This is a genomic window from Pectobacterium punjabense, from assembly GCF_012427845.1.
Classification (GTDB): domain Bacteria; phylum Pseudomonadota; class Gammaproteobacteria; order Enterobacterales; family Enterobacteriaceae; genus Pectobacterium; species Pectobacterium punjabense.
The window spans coordinates 2,621,338-2,640,112 of sequence record NZ_CP038498.1; the positions used below are offsets into that span (position 1 = coordinate 2,621,338).

At 49.7% G+C, this 18,775-nt stretch carries 13 protein-coding genes and 1 pseudogene; 8 read left to right on the forward strand and 6 right to left on the reverse strand.

What is annotated here, in order from left to right; all coding sequences use genetic code 11:
* The first annotated feature begins 604 nt into the window (after window positions 1-604).
* Window positions 605-2,383, forward strand: a complete 1,779-nt coding sequence (locus E2566_RS11820) for a sensor domain-containing phosphodiesterase (protein WP_107167514.1) — start codon at window positions 605-607, stop codon at window positions 2,381-2,383.
* Window positions 2,384-2,472: 89 nt separating this feature from the next.
* Here E2566_RS11820 and hrpA read toward each other — a convergent pair whose 3' ends face one another.
* Window positions 2,473-6,360: an ATP-dependent RNA helicase HrpA gene (hrpA, locus tag E2566_RS11825; protein ID WP_107167515.1), complete on the reverse strand. Its 3,888-nt coding sequence runs from the start codon at window positions 6,358-6,360 to the stop codon at window positions 2,473-2,475.
* 303 nt (window positions 6,361-6,663) lie between these two features.
* Between hrpA and E2566_RS11830 the strand changes: the two genes are divergently transcribed.
* Window positions 6,664-7,269: an FMN-dependent NADH-azoreductase gene (locus E2566_RS11830; RefSeq protein ID WP_107167516.1), complete on the forward strand. Its 606-nt coding sequence runs from the start codon at window positions 6,664-6,666 to the stop codon at window positions 7,267-7,269.
* Between the two features lie 48 nt (window positions 7,270-7,317).
* Here E2566_RS11830 and E2566_RS11835 read toward each other — a convergent pair whose 3' ends face one another.
* Window positions 7,318-7,548 (reverse strand): YnbE family lipoprotein, encoded by a 231-nt coding sequence (locus tag E2566_RS11835; RefSeq protein WP_107167517.1) that lies wholly within the window; start codon window positions 7,546-7,548, stop codon window positions 7,318-7,320.
* Between the two features lie 15 nt (window positions 7,549-7,563).
* Complete coding sequence (locus tag E2566_RS11840; RefSeq protein WP_107167518.1) at window positions 7,564-10,155, reverse strand: YdbH family protein; 2,592 nt, start codon at window positions 10,153-10,155, stop codon at window positions 7,564-7,566.
* Window positions 10,156-10,527: 372 nt separating this feature from the next.
* Between E2566_RS11840 and E2566_RS11845 the strand changes: the two genes are divergently transcribed.
* The 3 genes from E2566_RS11845 (at window position 10,528) to E2566_RS11855 (ending at window position 15,082) form a co-directional block, all read left to right on the forward strand.
* Window positions 10,528-12,081, forward strand: a complete 1,554-nt coding sequence (locus tag E2566_RS11845; RefSeq protein ID WP_107167519.1) for a methyl-accepting chemotaxis protein — start codon at window positions 10,528-10,530, stop codon at window positions 12,079-12,081.
* Window positions 12,082-12,417: 336 nt separating this feature from the next.
* Window positions 12,418-13,971, forward strand: a complete 1,554-nt coding sequence (locus tag E2566_RS11850; RefSeq protein WP_107167520.1) for a methyl-accepting chemotaxis protein — start codon at window positions 12,418-12,420, stop codon at window positions 13,969-13,971.
* A gap of 118 nt (window positions 13,972-14,089) precedes the next feature.
* The gene (locus E2566_RS11855; protein ID WP_107167521.1) at window positions 14,090-15,082 is read left to right on the forward strand and encodes a 2-hydroxyacid dehydrogenase; all 993 of its coding nucleotides are present in this window, start codon (window positions 14,090-14,092) and stop codon (window positions 15,080-15,082) included.
* Window positions 15,083-15,115: 33 nt separating this feature from the next.
* Here the strand turns inward: E2566_RS11855 and E2566_RS11860 are convergent, their stop codons facing one another.
* Window positions 15,116-15,406 carry a putative hemolysin gene (locus E2566_RS11860; protein ID WP_107167802.1) on the reverse strand — a complete coding sequence of 97 codons (291 nt, stop codon included), beginning with the start codon at window positions 15,404-15,406 and terminating at the stop codon, window positions 15,116-15,118.
* Window positions 15,407-15,952: 546 nt separating this feature from the next.
* On the opposite strand from E2566_RS11860, the gene E2566_RS11865 reads away from it, so the two are divergent.
* Window positions 15,953-16,225, forward strand: a complete 273-nt coding sequence (locus tag E2566_RS11865; RefSeq protein ID WP_107167522.1) for a hypothetical protein — start codon at window positions 15,953-15,955, stop codon at window positions 16,223-16,225.
* A 197-nt stretch (window positions 16,226-16,422) separates the two neighbouring features.
* Here the strand turns inward: E2566_RS11865 and E2566_RS11870 are convergent, their stop codons facing one another.
* On the reverse strand, window positions 16,423-16,791 hold the full coding sequence (locus E2566_RS11870) for a hypothetical protein (RefSeq protein ID WP_107167523.1): 369 nt from the start codon (window positions 16,789-16,791) through the stop codon (window positions 16,423-16,425).
* Between the two features lie 189 nt (window positions 16,792-16,980).
* Here E2566_RS11870 and E2566_RS21865 point away from each other — a divergent pair.
* Together E2566_RS21865 and ttcA are read left to right on the forward strand one after the other, a co-directional pair.
* Window positions 16,981-17,138, forward strand: a pseudogene (locus E2566_RS21865) (site-specific integrase); the annotation flags it as partial.
* Between the two features lie 77 nt (window positions 17,139-17,215).
* Window positions 17,216-18,151 (forward strand): tRNA 2-thiocytidine(32) synthetase TtcA, encoded by a 936-nt coding sequence (gene ttcA / locus E2566_RS11875; protein ID WP_107167524.1) that lies wholly within the window; start codon window positions 17,216-17,218, stop codon window positions 18,149-18,151.
* A 121-nt stretch (window positions 18,152-18,272) separates the two neighbouring features.
* Here the strand turns inward: ttcA and E2566_RS11880 are convergent, their stop codons facing one another.
* Window positions 18,273-18,449 carry a hypothetical protein gene (locus E2566_RS11880; protein WP_165800617.1) on the reverse strand — a complete coding sequence of 59 codons (177 nt, stop codon included), beginning with the start codon at window positions 18,447-18,449 and terminating at the stop codon, window positions 18,273-18,275.
* Window positions 18,450-18,775: the final 326 nt, after the last annotated feature.

Here is an 18,775-nt window from a genome sequence, read left to right on the forward strand (position 1 = left end):
GTGTGCCGAGTCACGCAGCCAACGCACATGTAACGTGAAGTATTACGAGTATGACAGGTCTATACTCCAAATAATTCGAGTTTCAGGAAGGCGGCAAGAGAAGGAATCCCGATGAGCTTACTCAAGTAAGTGATTCGGGTGACTGACAAATCTGCTAAAAGCAGATTTGAACGCTGCTTGCAGCGGCCCCAACGGGGCGAGGCTCACGCCAGTGTGCCGAGTAACGTAGCCAACGCACATGCAACTTGAAGTATGACGAGTATATCATCCATATTGTCGTGATCCACAGCAGGCATGACAATTATCAACATTCTATTTCTACCCCATGGAAAATGTCTTTTTTATAATTAGATTATTATTTATTCGCAGAACACGGCCTCAGTTAACGCGCTTATTCCCCGACCAACCAATTGAAAAACAGAAAGAATTCATACTGTACGCTAAGCGTCAGAAACAGCGATTAAGTCAAAGAATCCTTAGAGCCTTAACTGAAAGATAAAAGTGGTATAATAAGTTACCTCAACTTTTAACCTCTATGTTATTGTGTCGCCGTTAAATTAAATTGATGTCGTCGCGATTATTATTGCGGAAAGGAAGAGTCTACATGTTAAAACATTTGAGCCATGATGAAAAAAAACGCATGCAGACTCTCGACGAATTACAGAAATCCGATATATCTCAAGATGATATTCTTCATAAACTCACGAAACTAGCCTGCGAACTGCTCGAAACCCCGACGGCGCTCGTGACGCTAACCGGTACTAAATCTCTGCATGTTAAAGCAAAAAACCATTTTCCTCTGGATGATATGGATAAAATCGGTTCTTTTGATCATTTCATCGTACAAACCGGTCAACACTTCGTCTGCCCCGATGCCATTCAAGACAACCGCTTTAACGATAGCCCCTATGTCACTGGCGCGCCTTTTATCCGTTTTTATGCCGGCGTTCCGCTTAAGACTAAAGAAGGCTATTCCATCGGTACATTCTGCGTCATTGATTATGTTCCGAGAACGTTCAGTAAGATTCAACTGCGTTTACTGCATGATTTAGCCGCGATTGCACTGGTTTTAATCGAATATCGTAACGCGATTGGCCTGATTGATGGAGTAACGCTGTTACCCAACCGTCAGCGTCTGATTGACGACATCAGCCACATTACCGACATTCACGAACGCTACCTGCTCATCCTGATTGATACTATCGATATTTCTTACGCCTATGAAATGGGGTGTGCGCTAGGTATGCCGACCGTAGAAGGCCTGCTGAAAGATATCGGCATCTTCCTGCGTCTCAGTTTGAGTTCACCAGATAGCCTTTACTGTGCGGCAGTAGGCCGATTCGCTCTGCTGGTCAAGGCGGATAAAAAAGCGCAGATTCTGGCAGAGCTCGATGCCTGTGCCGAGCGAATTCATGAAAGTATCTCCAGCCATATCCCGCTTAAACTGGAGTTTTTCGTCGGATACACTGAATTCCAGATTCCGGCCAGTGAGCCGCAACGAATTTTGCGTGAATCCATGAGCGCCCTGCGCGCCGCCATAACCAAGAATGTCCGCCAGTTCGCTTATGACCCCGAGGCCGATAAAGCTCAGCAAATCGCGTTTACCCTGCTCAATGAGTTAGCCGATGTTGTACAGAATAATAAACCGGGTCTTTATTTGGTGTATCAACCGAAGTTGAGTATTAAAACCAACACCGTTATTGGTGCTGAAGCGCTGATTCGCTGGCATCACCCCGAACTGGGTGAGATTTACCCCGACCAGTTTATTCCGCTAGCGGAAGGAACGACATTGATGCGGCCATTAACTGATTGGGTTACCCGTCAGGCGGCAAGCCAGGTGAAACAATGGCGTCAGCAGGGGTTAACCTTCCCGGTATCCATTAATGTCTCTGCCCGAAACTTTTCCGAGAATGACTTCATCCCACGTCTTGTCGCCATTCTGGACAGCCACGGACTCACCCCTCAGGACATTGACATCGAGTGCGTCGAAACGCAGAAAATCATTGAAAGCGCAGAAACACTTGCCACCATCCAAACGCTGGAGCAGATGGGGTTTACTATCGCTCTCGATGATTTCGGCACCGGGTATAGCAATTTAAGCTACCTGCGTAATATCCCCTCGACGGTGATAAAGCTGGATAAATCGCTGATTAAAGATATAAAAACTGACCGCAAGAGCCGCGTCATTGTGCAATCTATTATCAATATGCTGCACAAACTAGACTATGTCGTGCTGGCTGAAGGCGTAGAGAATAAGGAAACGCTTGAACATCTGGCTCGTTTTGGCTGTGATGAAGTACAAGGTTATTACTTTTCCCGACCTATCCCACCGGAAGCGTTTATTACCTGGATGGATGAGTACGCCTCACGCACGCCAGAATAACATCATTCGTAATAGTAACATCGCCGCCACAGCAAGATGTTGCAGTAAGTAGTCGGCAGCCAGTGCCGCCGACCTGCACTCCAGAGAAACTACCCTTCAACCTGTTGCATCGCCTGCAAGACGCGCTTATCTGAGATTGGGAACGGTGTACCCAGTTGTTGAGCAAAATAACTGACGCGTAACTCTTCTAGCATCCAACGCACCGCCTTCACGTCGTCATCGTCACGCCGCTCCGCAGGCAACTTATTCGACCACTGCTGCCATGTCTGTTGAACCTGCTCAACTTTCAGCATCTGTGCTCTGTCACGGTGGACATCCTGCGCCAGCTTCTCCAAACGTCGCTCTATTGCATGCAGATAACGCAATACGTCCGGCAGACGTTGCCAACCGTTTTGGGTCACAAAACCACGGAACACCAGACCGCTCATCTGGCTCTTGATATCACTTAATGCCAGTGCCATCGCCATGTCTACACGCCCTTTCAGGCGCTTGTTGATAGCGAAAACCGCCGTCAAAATTTGCTCGACCTGTTTGGCGATATCCACTACCGTCTCGTTCAGCTCTGCGCGTACTTTTTCATGCAACTGCTGGAAAGCGTCTTCCTGCCAGACCGGGCCGCCGGATGATTCAATCAGTTTATCTACCGCACAGGCGATACAATCATCGATGAGATCCAGTACCTTGCCGTACGGATTGAAATAGAGACCGAGCTTCGCCTTGTTTGGCAGTTTTTCATGCAGATATTTGATCGGCGACGGAATATTCAGCAGTAACAGACGACGTAACCCGTGCCGCATAACCTGTTGTTGCTGGTGTGGCGTATCAAACAAGCGAATCGCCACGCTATCTTTTTCATCCACCAACGCCGGATAGGCTTTGACCGAGTAGCCGCCTCGTTTCTGTTCATAACAATCGGGTAGCGAACCGAAACTCCAAACGTGCAGACCTCGCTGCTCCAGCCCGTCATCCGCAACGGATGACAGCGTTTGCTGGACTTTATCTTTGAGCTGGTCTTTCAGCGCGTTCAGGTCTTTGCCTTCACGCTGCGTGCGATTCTTCTCATCAATGACGCGGAACGTGATTTTCAGATGATCGGGCACCTGATCCCACTGCCATGCCTCACGCGGCACCGTCACGCCCGTCATCAGCCGTAGCTCACGTTCCAACGCATCCAGTAGCCCTTTCTCCAAGGGCGTGGTGCGTGCCAGAAATGCCTCTGCATAGTTCGGCGCAGGGACAAAGTTACGACGTAACGGCTTGGGCAACGATTTAATCAGCGCAATCGTCAGTTCACGGCGCACACCAGGAATCTGCCACTCGAAGCCCTCTTCACGTACCTGATTGAGAATCGGTAGCGGAATGTGCACCGTTACGCCATCCGCATCGGTTCCCGGTTCAAACTGATAGGACAAGCGTAGTTTCAGACTGCCCTGATACCAGAAGTTCGGGTAATCCAGCGCACTCACCTTCTCCGCGCCGTCTTTAATCAACATGCTCTTTTCAAAATTAAGCAGGTCGGCATTGTCCCGATTAGCCCCCTTCCACCACTTGTCAAAATGGCGGGACGACACCACATCGTGTGGCAAACGCCGATCGTAAAACGCAAATAGCGTTTCATCGTCCACCAGAATGTCGCGGCGGCGCGATTTATGCTCTAAATCTTCCACCTCCGCCAGCAGTTTGAGGTTGGCGCGGAAAAAAGCGTGATGCGTTTGCCAATCGCCTTCCACCAGCGCGTGGCGGATGAACATCTCACGTGCCAGCGTCGGATCGATTGGGCTGTAGTTCACCTTACGCGCTGCAACAATTGGCAGCCCGAAGAGTGTCACCTTCTCCTGCGCCATCACCGTGCCCTGCGCTTTCTCCCAATGAGGATCGCTGTAGCTCCGTTTAATCAGGTGCTGAGCTAGCGGTTCGATCCACTCGGGTTCAATACGCGCGGCAATGCGTCCCCACAGACGACTGGTTTCCACCAGTTCAGCCACCATTGTCCATTTTGGTGGTTTTTTGAATAACCCAGAGCCAGGGAAAATAGCAAACCGGGCATTGCGCGCACCGCTGAATTCTTGTTTCTCAATATCTTTCTGTCCGATATGCGACAACAAGCCCGTGAGCAGCGAGCAGTGAATACTCAGATAATCGGCCGGTTCGCTGTTGACCGGTAGCCCCAGTTCTTTCACTACCTGACGCAACTGCGTGTAGATATCCTGCCATTCACGAACGCGCAGGTAGTTAAGGAAATCGGTACGACACTGACGGCGGAACTGGCTGGAAGACAGCGCCTTCTGTTGCTCACGCAGATAATCCCACAGATTGACGAAGGCCAGAAAATCCGAGTCTTTATCGGCAAAACGACGATGTTTTTCATCCGACGCCTGCTTCTTATCCATCGGTCTTTCACGCGGGTCCTGAATCGACAACGCGGCGGTGATCACCATTACCTCACGCACACAGCCCATTTTACGCGCTTCCAGCACCATACGCGCCAGGCGTGGGTCAATCGGTAATTGCGCCAACTGTTGCCCTTGCGGCGTCAGGCGGTAATGCCCGTTATCCGCCAGATGAATCGCACCCAGCTCTTCCAGCAAGCGCACGCCGTCCTGAATGTTGCGCTTATCCGGCGCTTCAACAAACGGGAACGCGGCGATATCCCCTAACCCCAGCGACGTCATTTGCAGAATGACGGAAGCCAGATTGGTGCGAAGAATTTCGGGATCGGTAAATTCAGGTCGCGACAGGAAATCCTGCTCGGAATAAAGGCGAATACACACCCCAGCGGCAACACGACCACAGCGTCCTTTACGCTGATTCGCCGACGCCTGAGAGACAGGCTCAATCGGCAGGCGCTGTACCTTGGTGCGGAAGCTATAGCGGCTAATACGCGCCGTACCCGGATCGATCACATAGCGAATCCCCGGTACGGTGAGTGAGGTTTCCGCCACGTTGGTCGCCAGCACGATGCGGCGACCATGATGTGACTGAAAGACGCGGTTCTGTTCCTGATTCGACAAGCGCGCGTACAGCGGGAGAATCTCGGTATGCGGCAAATCCAGACGGGTCAGCGCCTCTGCCGTATCACGGATTTCACGTTCACCGCTCATGAAGACCAGAATATCTCCCGGCCCTTCGCGCGTCAGTTCATCGACCGCATCAAAAATTGCCTGTAGCTGATCGCGATCGCTGTCATCAGCGTCTTCCACCACCGGACGATAGCGCACGTCCACCGGATAGGTCCGACCAGACACTTCAATGATCGGTGCGTTATTAAAGTGGCGGGAGAAGCGCTGTGGATCGATGGTTGCTGACGTAATAATCACTTTTAAATCAGGACGCTTTGGCAACAACTGGCACAAATAGCCCATGATGAAATCGATATTCAGGCTGCGCTCGTGCGCTTCATCGATGATTAGCGTGTCGTACTGCATCAACAGGCGGTCCTGCTGAATTTCCGCCAGCAGAATACCGTCGGTCATCAACTTGACCAGCGTATTGTCACCGACCTGATCGTTAAAACGGACTTTATACCCGACACTGCCGCCCAGCGGCGTTTCCAGCTCTGCCGCAATGCGATCGGCAACGGTTCTGGCAGCCAGACGACGCGGCTGCGTGTGGCCAATAAGGCCCTGTACGCCGCGCCCCAGTTCTAGACAGATTTTCGGCAACTGAGTGGTCTTACCCGACCCCGTCTCGCCTGCGACGATAATCACTTGATGATTGCGCAGCGCTTCCAGTATTTCATCTTTTTTCTGGCTAACGGGAAGTTGTTCAGGGTAGCGAATAGTCGGGCAACTTGCGCGTCGGTTCTCGACTTTCTGACGAGCCGCGATAATTTCCCCCTCAATTTCCTGCGCGATGGCAGCCTGAGCCTGCGGGCTGCTGACCTTCGCTGCGCCTTGCAAGCGGCGGCGCAGACGTTGCCGATCGCGAAGCATTAGCTCACTTAACTGCGTAGATAATGCACTGAGAGGTGATTTCACGTTGCTCTTCCTTAATTATTTCTCTAATTCTTTTCTCTGCCGGGACATTGCGCGTCGCCGAATCTGGTTCGATTGAGCCTAACCTGATTTTAAGGCACAGGATTTTTAAGCCGTGGATAGTAGCACATTGTCATAACCGGCTCTAATCGCTCCGCGCTACCGTATTCAAACATCGTCTTATTCAAGAAAATCGAATAAAGACCTCGAATATTTGCACTTTTCACTTTCCAGAGCACCGCATAAGATGTGACACATCAAAGGGCGTTATGTTGTCGCCCACTTCAATCACTAAAGGAATTGGCAATGAGCAAAGTATTGGTTCTGAAATCAAGCATTCTGGCAGGTTATTCTCAGTCAAACCAACTGGCCGACCACTTCACCGCCCAGTGGCAGTCTGCACATCCAAACGATAGCATCACCGTACGCGACCTGGCCGCTCAACCGATTCCGGTTCTTGATGGTGAATTAGTCGGCGCACTGCGCCCGTCCGATGCAGCACTGACCCCGCGTCAGCAGGAAGCCCTGAAACTGTCCGACGATTTAATCGCTGAATTGCAGGCACATGACGTGATCGTGATCGCTGCGCCAATGTATAACTTCAACATTCCTACCCAGTTGAAGAACTACTTCGACCTGGTGGCCCGCGCGGGTGTGACCTTCCGTTACACCGAGCAAGGTCCAGAAGGTCTGGTGAAAGGCAAACGCGCTATCGTATTAACCAGCCGCGGTGGTATCCATAAAGGTACACCAACCGATCTGCTGGAACCGTACCTGCGTGTGTTCCTGGGCTTCCTCGGTCTGACCGATCTGGAATTCGTATTCGCCGAAGGTTACGGCTACGGCCCAGATGTGGCACAGAAAGCGACCGAAGACGCGAAAACACAACTGTCTCAGTTGGTCACCGCATAACGAATCATCGTTACTACCCTTGCCATTACATTGATTTAATTGGCTTAATTATTGCGCGCCCTCCGGCGCGCTTTTCTTTATCTCATCACCGGCAGCATTGTCCGACCGTTCCAACAGCTGCGTCGCTTCTTTATCCGCTTTGATGTGAATTTCATGTTCGATCTTCACATTCATATTGATGGTGATGGGTTCTTTAGGGGCAGCAACTTCAATGCGCGGCACACAGCCCGTCAGGAAAGCTACCGTGCAACACATCATCACTGTCTCGCTTTTATTCATTGTTCTGCCTTGAGTTTATTCATTCGCCTGCTGTTCCAACGTATCCCGCAAGTTATCGCCAAAGCGCAGACTTCGCCAGAGCTGGAAGATATTCTCCTGATGGCGATAGTTAAGAATGACCTGTCGGTTTGCGCTGAGCTGCGGATTTTTCCCTTGCACCCTCGACGTTAATGTCAGCTCACCTTGGTTATTCAGGTCAAGTGTGGCATAGGAGCGCCCAATCTCCAGATAGCGTAACCAGCCAATCGCCGCGCCTCCCGCCAGATTTTTACTCGCTAACTCATCTGCCAGTTGATCATCCAGCCGCAGCGTCAGGAAACCATCATTGGTAATACGCCCGCGCTCAATCAACATGGTCGGATGATTGAAATTCAGCGGTAGTGTGCCGCTCACACGCCCTGACAGCGCAAACTGCTTTTGCTTCAGCGCTGTCGTCAGTTCGCTGAGATCGATGCGCTTAACGGTGAACAGCGCCGGTTCACGCTGCGGCCAGCGTAGCGTAGACAGCCCAATATGCCCATCCAATACGTCCAGATCGGCCTGAGACATAACCAAAGGGCGTCGGTCGCTGTACGGATAAAAACCCTGTAGATCGACGCGGATATTGCTCATCCTAAACAGGTTGTCCAACACGTCAATTCGCAGCGTGACTGGTTGTCTGACGCCCAATTGCCAGCGTTGATCTTTCAGGCGGTAAGGCAGGACAAAATTTACCCCGCTGACTTCACCATCCTGTAGCCACAGTCCGCCATTCTTCACCACCCAGTGTCCACCCGCACTGAACCCTTCTTTACGCGCAGCGGAAAATGCCGCCTGAGCGTAAAACTGCCCGGTGCGGATGTTCATTTTCAACAACGGGGAAAGCAGAGGCTGAAACACCTTAAGTGGCTGCATTGGCCACCACGCCCCACCGCGTAGCCGTTCCCCATCCCAACGCCCACGCAGCTTGACTGGCCCGATATATTCAGCCTGTAGCTGCCCCTGTAGCTGGAAATCATCCGGGCTACGCCCCTGCATCGCCAGCGTTAGCAATGAAGGCGGCAAGTAGCCACCGTTACTGAAATTTGTCCGCTCTGAGACTAATTGCAGCGCCCCTTGAAAATGTTCGCCTGAACGGGCGCGTTGCCAACGAATCGGCTCAGTAATCGTCAGGCGAGGCTGGTGTACCGTCACAATGCCATAGCCGAGCTGGTCCAGCCCACTCGATAGTTGGCTGACTTCTATCAACGTATCCTGCCAGCGCCCTCGCCCAGCCACGTCCCATTGCCCTTTTAGCGGTGGCAGGCGGCCGTTGCCCCAATACCGCCATTGCCACTGTCCTTGATCCGGCCAGAAATCCTGCGCCTGACCGTCAAGGTGTAAGTTAAAACGCCCCCAGTATGCTTCCCGCGCTTTAACAATCGCCTGTAGCCGCCCATTTACGCCCGTCGCACTCACCCGAACGCCCGCCAGCGGCCAGCGCGCTTCGTCAAGATAAATCTGCGGCGCGGGCATTCCCCAGGCACGCAACAGTGCGCCCGGTAAAAGAGAGAGTTCGGGATTAAGAATAGAGCCCTGTAAAACCCCCGGTAGCGTCGCCGTGAAGGAGAGCGCAGGTAAATTAGCTTGTCCGGTAAGCTGAAAGCGCAATTCACTGTTGAGCAGACCAATATTACCCGGCCCGAGTACCAGCACGGCGTTAGCCTTACCGTTATGTCCTTGCGTCAGCATATTCAAACGCGCGTTAATCGTGGTGGCATCCAACCCTTGCCGCCAATGCTGCAATGTCATCGCCACTTGCCCAGAGAGCGGCTGATCCGCATAAGGCCACCGCCAGATACCATCAGAAACCTGAATCACCTCATCCGTCAATTTCCACGGCAGCGAGATCAGCGGAGCTTCATCATGCGCGGCATTCAGCACCAGTTCGCCTCGCTCATTATGCCAATTCAGCAGGAGAGAAAGCGGGTCCGGCGTCTGCCCTGAATCCAGTTTCCCAATGAGACGTCCCTGTACTGGCGCGGTATCCAGCGTATCGGCTAATTCCATCTCTCCGCTGACTTGCAGACGCACAAAACCCGCCGGTGTTGCGAGCATGCTCTCATGCAGAGTCAGACGTTTATCATTCAGTTCTGCCCTAAACGCTAACTGATCGCCCTGATAATCGAGCGTCTGTTGCTGTTTACCCGTGCTACTAAACCGCACCTGTCCGGCATAGTCCTGCCAGGGTGGTAACGTAAATTTTTTCACCTGAATAGCGACAACAGGCAACCATTCTTGCCACTGCGACAGTTGCGCGGGTGGCTCAGTGCTATGGCTCGCTGGCACATATTGCAGGCAGTCGCTGTTTAACGTCACAGCATCAAGATCAGCATGCCACTGCCAGCGATGCCAACCCAGCGTGATATTCTGCACATCAAGCAATACACATTCTCCAGCCTTAATGCTAAAGCCTTTGCTATGTAACCCGCGATTCTGCCAACCCAGCGTATCCTTTATAGTCAAAGACATGCCAGTCGGTAGCCAGATATTGGCAAGGCGCGGCAACCACTGCGGCGTCGTCCGCCAAGAAACCAATAGCAAAGTGACAAGCAGGAACGCCATTGGAAGTGCATATTTTTTAATCATTAGCGACTATTAAGCATCCCGTTAACTATTTGTAAAAACCAGCGCTGCATTGACCTGTCGATTATTCATTCACAAATCGCTCTTTTTTTTAACAAACAATTCTATCCACCTCACATTTACCCCTATTGTGCATACAGGCTTATTACCCTTTCGTGGTAAAATGTTTAATTGAGGTTATATTTTGTAATGAATCGCGTTATCTCATCATGAACAAAGCGTTTCCGATCGGATATCAGGATTGTCTCCTTTTGCCCGACTCGCCGTAAAAAAGCCATGAGCAACCTGAACCATTACCGCTATCTGCTGATTCATCTTCGTGGGTATGCCTCATGTTAAATCAGTATTCGGACACAGCATATCAAGGACTGCTTTATGCGTAATAACACCCCAGTCACCGACCATCAACTCCCTCTTTCTGAAAAAACCAGACTTATGTCGGTCACCACGCCAGAAAGCCACATTACCTACGCAAACAAAGACTTTATTGATGTCAGCGGCTATAGCATGGATGAGTTAATGGGACAGCCCCATAATCTTATCCGCCACCCGGATATGCCACCAGCCGCCTTCGCGGATATGTGGAAAACGCTGCGTGCAGGTAATATCTGGACAGGAATTGTGAAGAATCGGCGTAAAAATGGCGACCACTATTGGGTAAAATCCAGCACCACGCCGCTGAGAAAAGGCGGTGAGATTACCGGATATATGTCTGTGCGAACCGCAGCATCAGCCGAAGAAATTCATCAGGCAGAGGCGCTCTATGCCAGCGCGAACAGCGGTAAATTAAAATACCGCACCTTCCACCATGGTCTGCTCATTTATACCGGACCATTGCGTGCCCTGAGCCTTTTTAAAACCATGTCGCTACGCTGGCGTATCCGCAGTTATTTTCTGCTTTTTAGCCTGCTCCCACTCGTCGCCGCCTATGCGCTATTAGCGGGAACCGCCTTGGCATCCGTACTCTTCCCGCTGCTCATTGCCTGCTGTTTTATCAGTGGTGAACTTCTGGTGCACCATGTCGCGCGCCCTATTGAGCAAATTTTGTCTCAGGCTATGCGTTCCGCCGCCGGACAAGCAGACAACCTGACACAATTTAACCGCGTGGATGAAATTGGCATGTTAATGCGCGCGGTAAACCAGTCCGGCATGAATTTCCGCACTTTTGTGGACGATGTGAACACCAATTTGAGCGAGTTGAAAAACGCCTGTAATGAAATCGCGCAAGGTAACCACACGCTGGCACGGTGCTGTGAGGAAACCGAAGAAAGCCTGCAACAAACGGCGGCATCCGTGGAGCAACTGACCGCAACGATCAAAAGCAACGCGGAAGCCTCGCTTCAGGCCTCAATCTATACGCAGGATGTGAATCAGGCGGTCAATTCTGGCGAACAGGCTGTGAGTCAGGTCTCTGATACCATGGAGACCATCACGCGTTCCAGTGAACGCATTACAGATATTGTCAGCGTCATGGATAACCTTGCGTTTCAGACCAACATTCTTGCCGTTAATGCTGCCGTCGAAGCAGCACATGCGGGAGAACAGGGTAAAAGTTTTGCGGTCGTCGCCAGTGAAGTTCGCTCTCTGGCACAGCGTAGCGCCACCTCTTCCAGCGATATTTCGACTATCATCGACGAAACGCTGAATAGCATTCGCACTGGTGAACAACAGGTCTCACATACGCACAAATCCATGAGCAATATCCTACTTCAGGTACAACATGTCACCAATTTAATGAATGAGATCAGCCTCGCAACGCAGGAACAATCTCAGGGACTGGAACAAATAAATGAAGCGGTAAATCGCATTGATGAACTCACGCATCAAAACACCGCACTGGCCAGCCAATCGCACTCGGCTACCGATCATCTGCAACAGAAAATATCGAGTATGGTACAGGCAGCCTCTGTCTTCAGCCTTTCCCGATAACCTCGTTTTCACGGGCGCTCACCTCTCACCTCTGGGCGCCCATCATCTGATCCCCATCATTTAACGTACGTTGCCCACAGTGCAAATTCGCAGAGTCATAATATACTTAACAAATGAATGCTTTTGGTCATCGGCACGAGCGCTTGCAGCGAGTCAAGCCAGACAACTAATTTCCTGAAGAAAAAATAACATTAGAAATTAGTAACAACAGATAAGTGTCCTCACTAATTATTTCAGAAATATTGCCGTTAATTAAAGAGCATTAATCGCTTTTCAGTGAGTTCATGGATCTAAAAACATCATATTTATGCTTGCTTATACTAAAAGGATCAATAAATGCGTAAGAATTTTCCTGTCAGTGATATTCAGTATTTATTAGATGAAAAAGCCAAGCTAATGTCGGTTACGACCACCGATAGCCATATCACTTATGCAAATGACGATTTTATTGATGCCAGTGGTTACGACTTTGAGGAGATTCTCCACCAACCTCATAATATCGTTCGCCACCCAGACATGCCCCCACAGGCGTTTGCCGACATGTGGGCAACGCTGAAGGCCGGTAAAATCTGGACTGCTGTCGTCAAGAATCGCCGTAAGAGTGGTGATTACTATTGGGTGAAAGCAAGTACAACACCGCTGATGAAGGAAGGGAAAATAACCGGGTATATGTCGGTGCGAACGCGTGTGTTACCGGAAGAAGTTCGACAAGCAGAGTCACTTTACCGCCGAATGAACGAGGATAAATTAAAAAACCGTCGGCTCTATCAGGGATTATTGATTTATAAAGGGCCGTTAAAACTTCTTAGCTTATTTAAAGTCATTCCCGTACGTTGGCGGATACGAAGCTACATTTTCCTTTTCATGCTCTTCACGCTACTTTTCTTACTTACTACCCTTCCTCTTACTACACCGCTACTCGTTTTTGTTTTAGTGCTACTCGCTGGAGCGACAATAACCAGTGAATTATTAGTTCAGCACCTGGCAAAACCACTAGAAAAAATTCTCCACCAAGCTATTAATTCTGCATCTGGGCAGGCAGATAATTCGTTTCAACTTAATAGAGTGGACGAAGTCGGTATGCTATTACGCGCCGTCAATCAATCCGGTATGAATTTCCGCACGTTTGTCGATGATGTCAACGGCAAGCTGGTAGAATTGCGTCACGCCTGCGGCGAGATTGCATCGGGGAATTACACGCTAAGTCAGCGCTGCGAAGATACCTCACAAAGTTTGCAATCTACCGCTTCCTCAGTGGAACAACTCACCGCGACGATTAAAAGTAACGCTTCGGCTACCCAGTTAGCGACACGCTGTGCCAGTGATGCCAATCAGGCCGTCGATGCGGGAGAGAAAGCAGTCAGTCAGGTAACGGACACCATGGCGACCATGACTCGTTCCAGTAAAGAGATCACCGATATCATCAGCGTGCTGGATAATCTGGCGTTCCAGACAAATATTCTGGCGCTCAATGCGGCTGTAGAAGCCGCGCATGCTGGGGAACAAGGCAAGAGCTTCGCCGTTGTTGCGGGGGAAGTCCGTATTCTGGCGCAGCGAAGTGCCGCCGCAGCCAAAGACATCGCAGAGATCATTGATGCTACCATTACCAACATTCACACCAGCGATAAATTGGTCAATCACACCAGCCAGTCAATGCAAAATATACTGACGCAGGTGCAGCAGGTTACGCAGCTCGTGAATCAAATCAGTCTGGCGACACAAGAGCAATCACAAGGGCTGGGGCAAATTAACTCAGCGGTGAATAACATTGATGAATTAACCCGCCAGAACACCATTTTGGCTACCCATTCCAGTTCTGCCATCAGCAGCCTGGAACAACAGATTGCTACCATGTCTGAAGCCGTGTCGGTCTTCAGCATCCCTCGCTAAACCCGCTCTTACGCCGTTACACCTCTTATTTGCAAGCCGTTACTGTCAGTCAGGTAACGGTTTGTCACCGCCCGATTTTCTGATAGCTTAATCTGAGGATTTTTCGGAGAAACTATCAATGAAACTGGCAATTTACAGCACTAAGCAGTACGACCGTAAATATCTGGAGCAGGTCAATCAACAGTTTGGCTATGAACTGGAGTTTTTTGATTTCATGCTAACATCGCGCACCGCAAAAACAGCCGCGGGCTGTCAGGCCGTTTGCATCTTCGTGAACGATGACGGCGGCCGCGAAGTGCTGACCGAACTGGCAGAGTTAGGCATCAAAACGCTGGCGTTACGCTGTGCTGGTTTTAACAATGTCGATTTGGAAGCCGCCAAGGAGCTAGGTATCAGCGTCGTACGCGTTCCTGCGTATTCCCCTGAAGCCGTCGCCGAACATGCGGTGGGTCTGATGCTGACACTTAACCGCCGTATTCACCGCGCCTATCAGCGTACCCGTGACGCGAACTTCTCTCTAGAGGGGCTGATTGGGTTCAACATGCATAACCGGACAGCGGGCATTATCGGCACTGGAAAAATCGGCGTAGCTGCCATGCGTATTCTGAAAGGCTTTGGCATGCGCCTGCTGGCTTTCGATCCCTATCCGAACCCACAGGCATTGGAGCTAGGCGCGGAGTATGTCGATCTCAAAACGCTGTATGCCAACGCAGACGTCATCTCCCTGCACTGCCCACTGACGCCGGAAAATCACCATCTGCTCAATCAGGCGGCCTTTTCACAAATGAAAAATGGCGTCATGATCGTCAACACCAGCCGTGGCGGATTGATCGACTCGCAGGCCGCTATTGATGCGTTGAAGCAGCAAAAAATTGGCGCGCTGGGGATGGACGTCTATGAAAACGAGCGCGATCTCTTCTTTGCCGATAAATCTAACGATGTGATCCAGGACGACATTTTCCGCCGCCTATCGGCGTGCCACAACGTACTGTTTACCGGGCATCAGGCTTTCCTGACCGAAGAAGCGCTGACCAGCATTTCTCAAACCACGCTACAGAATCTGAAAGACATCAGCCAGAACACGCCCTGCGCCAATCTGGTTACATCTTAACTTTTCCTGCGGCAGTGTAAACTGCCGCAGGACTTACCCTGCCGGACAACTGCCATTCATCAGCGATTGCTCACTACAGCGCTTGCCATTGGCTAACTGACAGGCCCCCACGCTTGCACCATCAAGCTGTCTGGAAACCGCCATCGTCCCACCAATCAGCGTACAGTTAACGTCAATCGGAGAACTGCTTTTCAATAGCACGGCGACACTTTCATCATCATTTTGCGTGGTTTTTTGTTGGGTAGCCGCCGTACTTTCACTATGATTGCTGCATCCCGCCAGCAACAACGCAGCAGCAGTACATAACCATGGCAATAATTTCATGTTTTGGCCTCGGATCGGGTGGGCTGTCGCTTCCGGCACTACACTTTGCGCCATAGCCCAGAGAATGACTTTTCAGATAAAGACTATATCCATCAAGCCTCACATCGGCAACCGCGATCGTGAAGTAAAAGGTATACGCCCCTAAGTCGGAACCAGAGGCGACGACAAAACCATCACTCATCAGTCGAAACGATGTGGCAAACGTCGTGCTTTACTCACGCTAAGCGCACTTCCACGAATTTATCTTTAAAATATGAGGGTTTATCTATTTTATTAAATAAACTCAGCAGCCAGTATTTTAAATAATTCTAATAATGATTAGATATAAAATCATTTCATTTATCATGATTGCATCTCTTTCCTTCACTAGAAATAAAAATGCAATTATTGTTTTTTTGATATCTCTAAGATTTATTTATATAAAGAAATCGATAGATAATCATTGCTGAATAAAACCACATCGAATAACATCACTCCAGTGCTCTCGGAAAGTAAATAGAGCATAACAGCAATAACATTATCAATAAAATTCAATGAGGTGAAATAATGTCAGATCAACTTCTTGGTGGATGGACTGCTTTTCGTGATTTGGATGATGCAGATAAAGCGCTTTTTAAATCTACCGTACATCTGCTGGGCGTGGCTTACACCCCTTTGTTTGTCGCAACGCAGGTGGTGTCCGGTACAAACTACTCCTTCCTGACCAAAGGCACGGTAACATCGCCAGATGCACCGCTAAAAATTGTCAAAATCCACATTTATAAGCCATTAAGTGGCGATGCGCATATTACTAAAATTGAAGAAATTCTGCCGCAATAATATATAATTAAAGAGATGACACCACGGTTGGATTACTTCCCTGTCCGTGGTGTTATTTTATAATTCAGCTTTTATAGAATGACACTGACTTTCTTAGTTACCCAGACTTTCCTATTTTACTTGAATATCCACTCAAAGGCGTTTTGACACCGTTTCTTTATATATTGATTGATCATTGATCAAGCAAATCTATGTGCTCAGAAAACCAGTAACGCAAAGACTATAATCAACCCATTAAAGATCGCCGAAACTCCCACTATCACACAACCAGCAGCTAAAATACGCAGCAGAAATCTCTTAACCTCTCCTGATAATTTCCGCGCCAGACGCCAGAATCCCATGCCAATATTAGCGACATAAATACCATAAAAAACCATAGCGGCTATCGCAAGGTATCCCACCCTAACACTGCCGTCTGTAATGTATGGGACTAAAAGATGATCGAGAACAGCCAGAAGCAACGCAATAGCAAGATGCCCAAATGTACCTTCGACTCCGCAGTCTCCACGCGCGATCTTCGCCAGCCAGTGGTTACTTTTGATATTTTCTGAACGAACAAAAATCATAACTCTTCCTTAAGTTAATAACGCCATAAACCAATCTAAACGATGCTTATACACCGAACAACGTAGGAAATGAATATCCTTTTTTTTCAATAACAAGAAACATAACGCCGACATGAAGCGAGCCATAACGTCATTGCCAGACAACCCTCTGTAGTGATTTGCTGAGCATGAAACCATCTGTGCCGAACACGACGTTATGACCTTACCGAAATACAATATTTACGGTTCGTTTTTCTACCTTGAGTGAGCAAAAAGTTAGCGACTCTTTCTCGTCCATCGGGCAATTGTGGAACACTTCAGTAAAACGATCTGGCATTCGTCGCCGTAATCCGTACCATACACGCCATGATCGTGCAGAGCGTGTTGGCGTCTGCATTGAACCGTTTTCTATCCGCAACGCCTTTTGCAACGAGCACAGATAAAAATGCAAGAAAATCAACAAATTAACCAGAAACAACAATACAATCTCAACAAATTGCAAAAGCGCCTGCGTCGTAACGTCGGCGAAGCTATCGCTGATTTCAATATGATTGAAGAAGGCGACCGTATTATGGTGTGCCTGTCCGGTGGGAAAGATAGTTTCACCATGCTGGAAATTCTGCGCAATCTGCAACAGAGTGCGCCTGTTAACTTTTCTCTGGTCGCGGTGAATTTGGATCAGAAGCAGCCAGGGTTTCCAGAACATGTCCTACCGCAATATCTTGATAGCATCGGCGTGGAGTACAAGATCGTCGAAGAAAATACCTACGGTATTGTGAAAGATAAGATCCCAGAAGGCAAAACCACGTGTTCACTGTGTTCACGCCTGCGTCGCGGGATTTTGTACCGTACCGCGACGGAACTCGGCGCGACAAAAATCGCCCTTGGTCACCACCGCGACGATATTCTGCAAACGCTGTTTCTGAACATGTTCTACGGTGGAAAGCTAAAAGGTATGCCGCCGAAGCTGATGAGCGACGATGGCAAACATATCGTTATCCGCCCTCTTGCCTACTGCCGTGAAAAAGATATCGAACGTTTCGCAGAAGCACGCCAATATCCGATTATTCCGTGCAATCTATGCGGCTCGCAGCCAAATCTACAACGTCAGGTGATTAAAGATATGCTGCGCGACTGGGATAAACGCTATCCTGGCCGTATTGAGACCATGTTCAGCGCCATGCAGAACGTTGTGCCTTCTCATCTTGCCGATCATGCGCTGTTCGATTTTAAAGGCATTCGCCACGGTAGCGACGTGGTGGATGGCGGTGATTTGGCTTTTGACCGTGAAGAGTTACCGTTACAACCTGCTGGCTGGCAGCCAGAAGATGATGACGAGGTACCGCCACTCGCCCGCCTTGACGTGCTGGAAATAAAATAAGCGCGACATTCTCGTGAGGGAATGGCATTACCGTAAAGAATAGAGACACGGTGGTAAGAAGCAGCGATTGCTATTTCACCACCGTGTTTTTTATTGCCGTTTTCTGTTACGTAGCGTGCCGCTATCGGTCTTGCGGTGGTTCAATTACAGGTTCGTGTTCCGGCCCTGTCGGTGGTGGATCAGGAATGGGCGGAGGATCGGGAAGCGGACGAGGTGTCGGATCGTTCGGTATAATGGGAATCGGTTCAACCGGAACCGTGTCAGCTTGCAGATAATCCGTCGCGTCTTGAGTGAGCATATTTTCCTCCTCGGTGTTGGATAATGTTAAGGCAAATCCAGCTACTGAAGCAGTACAGACATGCGTTACGGCTGGTCAAACAACGCCAGCGCGTTCTCTTAAGCGTAGTAAGCTAATGAATAAAATGCCAAAGGCATTTTATAACGTCGCTTGCGACGGCCCGAAGGGTGTGGCTTGGGATGAAATGGAAAGGCCAGATCGAGGGACAAAAAAAAGCCGACAAAACTGTCGGCATGGTGTGAATCAATTGTGCTATGCAGTAATTCAAAAAAGGAAGTAAGACAATATGGAGCGCAACGCCCATCGCTTGACGTTGCATTCACCTG

Coding starts and splice junctions, on each gene's coding strand:
- ttcA (WP_107167524.1), top strand. CDS start 17,216: ATGCAAGAAAATCAACAAATTAACCAGAAACAACAATACAATCTCAAC.
- E2566_RS11830 (WP_107167516.1), top strand. CDS start 6,664: ATGAGCAAAGTATTGGTTCTGAAATCAAGCATTCTGGCAGGTTATTCT.
- E2566_RS11865 (WP_107167522.1), top strand. CDS start 15,953: ATGTCAGATCAACTTCTTGGTGGATGGACTGCTTTTCGTGATTTGGAT.
- E2566_RS11860 (WP_107167802.1), bottom strand. CDS start 15,406: ATGAAATTATTGCCATGGTTATGTACTGCTGCTGCGTTGTTGCTGGCG.
- E2566_RS11840 (WP_107167518.1), bottom strand. CDS start 10,155: ATGATTAAAAAATATGCACTTCCAATGGCGTTCCTGCTTGTCACTTTG.
- E2566_RS11855 (WP_107167521.1), top strand. CDS start 14,090: ATGAAACTGGCAATTTACAGCACTAAGCAGTACGACCGTAAATATCTG.
- E2566_RS11870 (WP_107167523.1), bottom strand. CDS start 16,791: ATGATTTTTGTTCGTTCAGAAAATATCAAAAGTAACCACTGGCTGGCG.
- E2566_RS11835 (WP_107167517.1), bottom strand. CDS start 7,548: ATGAATAAAAGCGAGACAGTGATGATGTGTTGCACGGTAGCTTTCCTG.
- E2566_RS11880 (WP_165800617.1), bottom strand. CDS start 18,449: ATGCTCACTCAAGACGCGACGGATTATCTGCAAGCTGACACGGTTCCG.
- E2566_RS11850 (WP_107167520.1), top strand. CDS start 12,418: ATGCGTAAGAATTTTCCTGTCAGTGATATTCAGTATTTATTAGATGAA.
- E2566_RS11820 (WP_107167514.1), top strand. CDS start 605: ATGTTAAAACATTTGAGCCATGATGAAAAAAAACGCATGCAGACTCTC.
- E2566_RS11845 (WP_107167519.1), top strand. CDS start 10,528: ATGCGTAATAACACCCCAGTCACCGACCATCAACTCCCTCTTTCTGAA.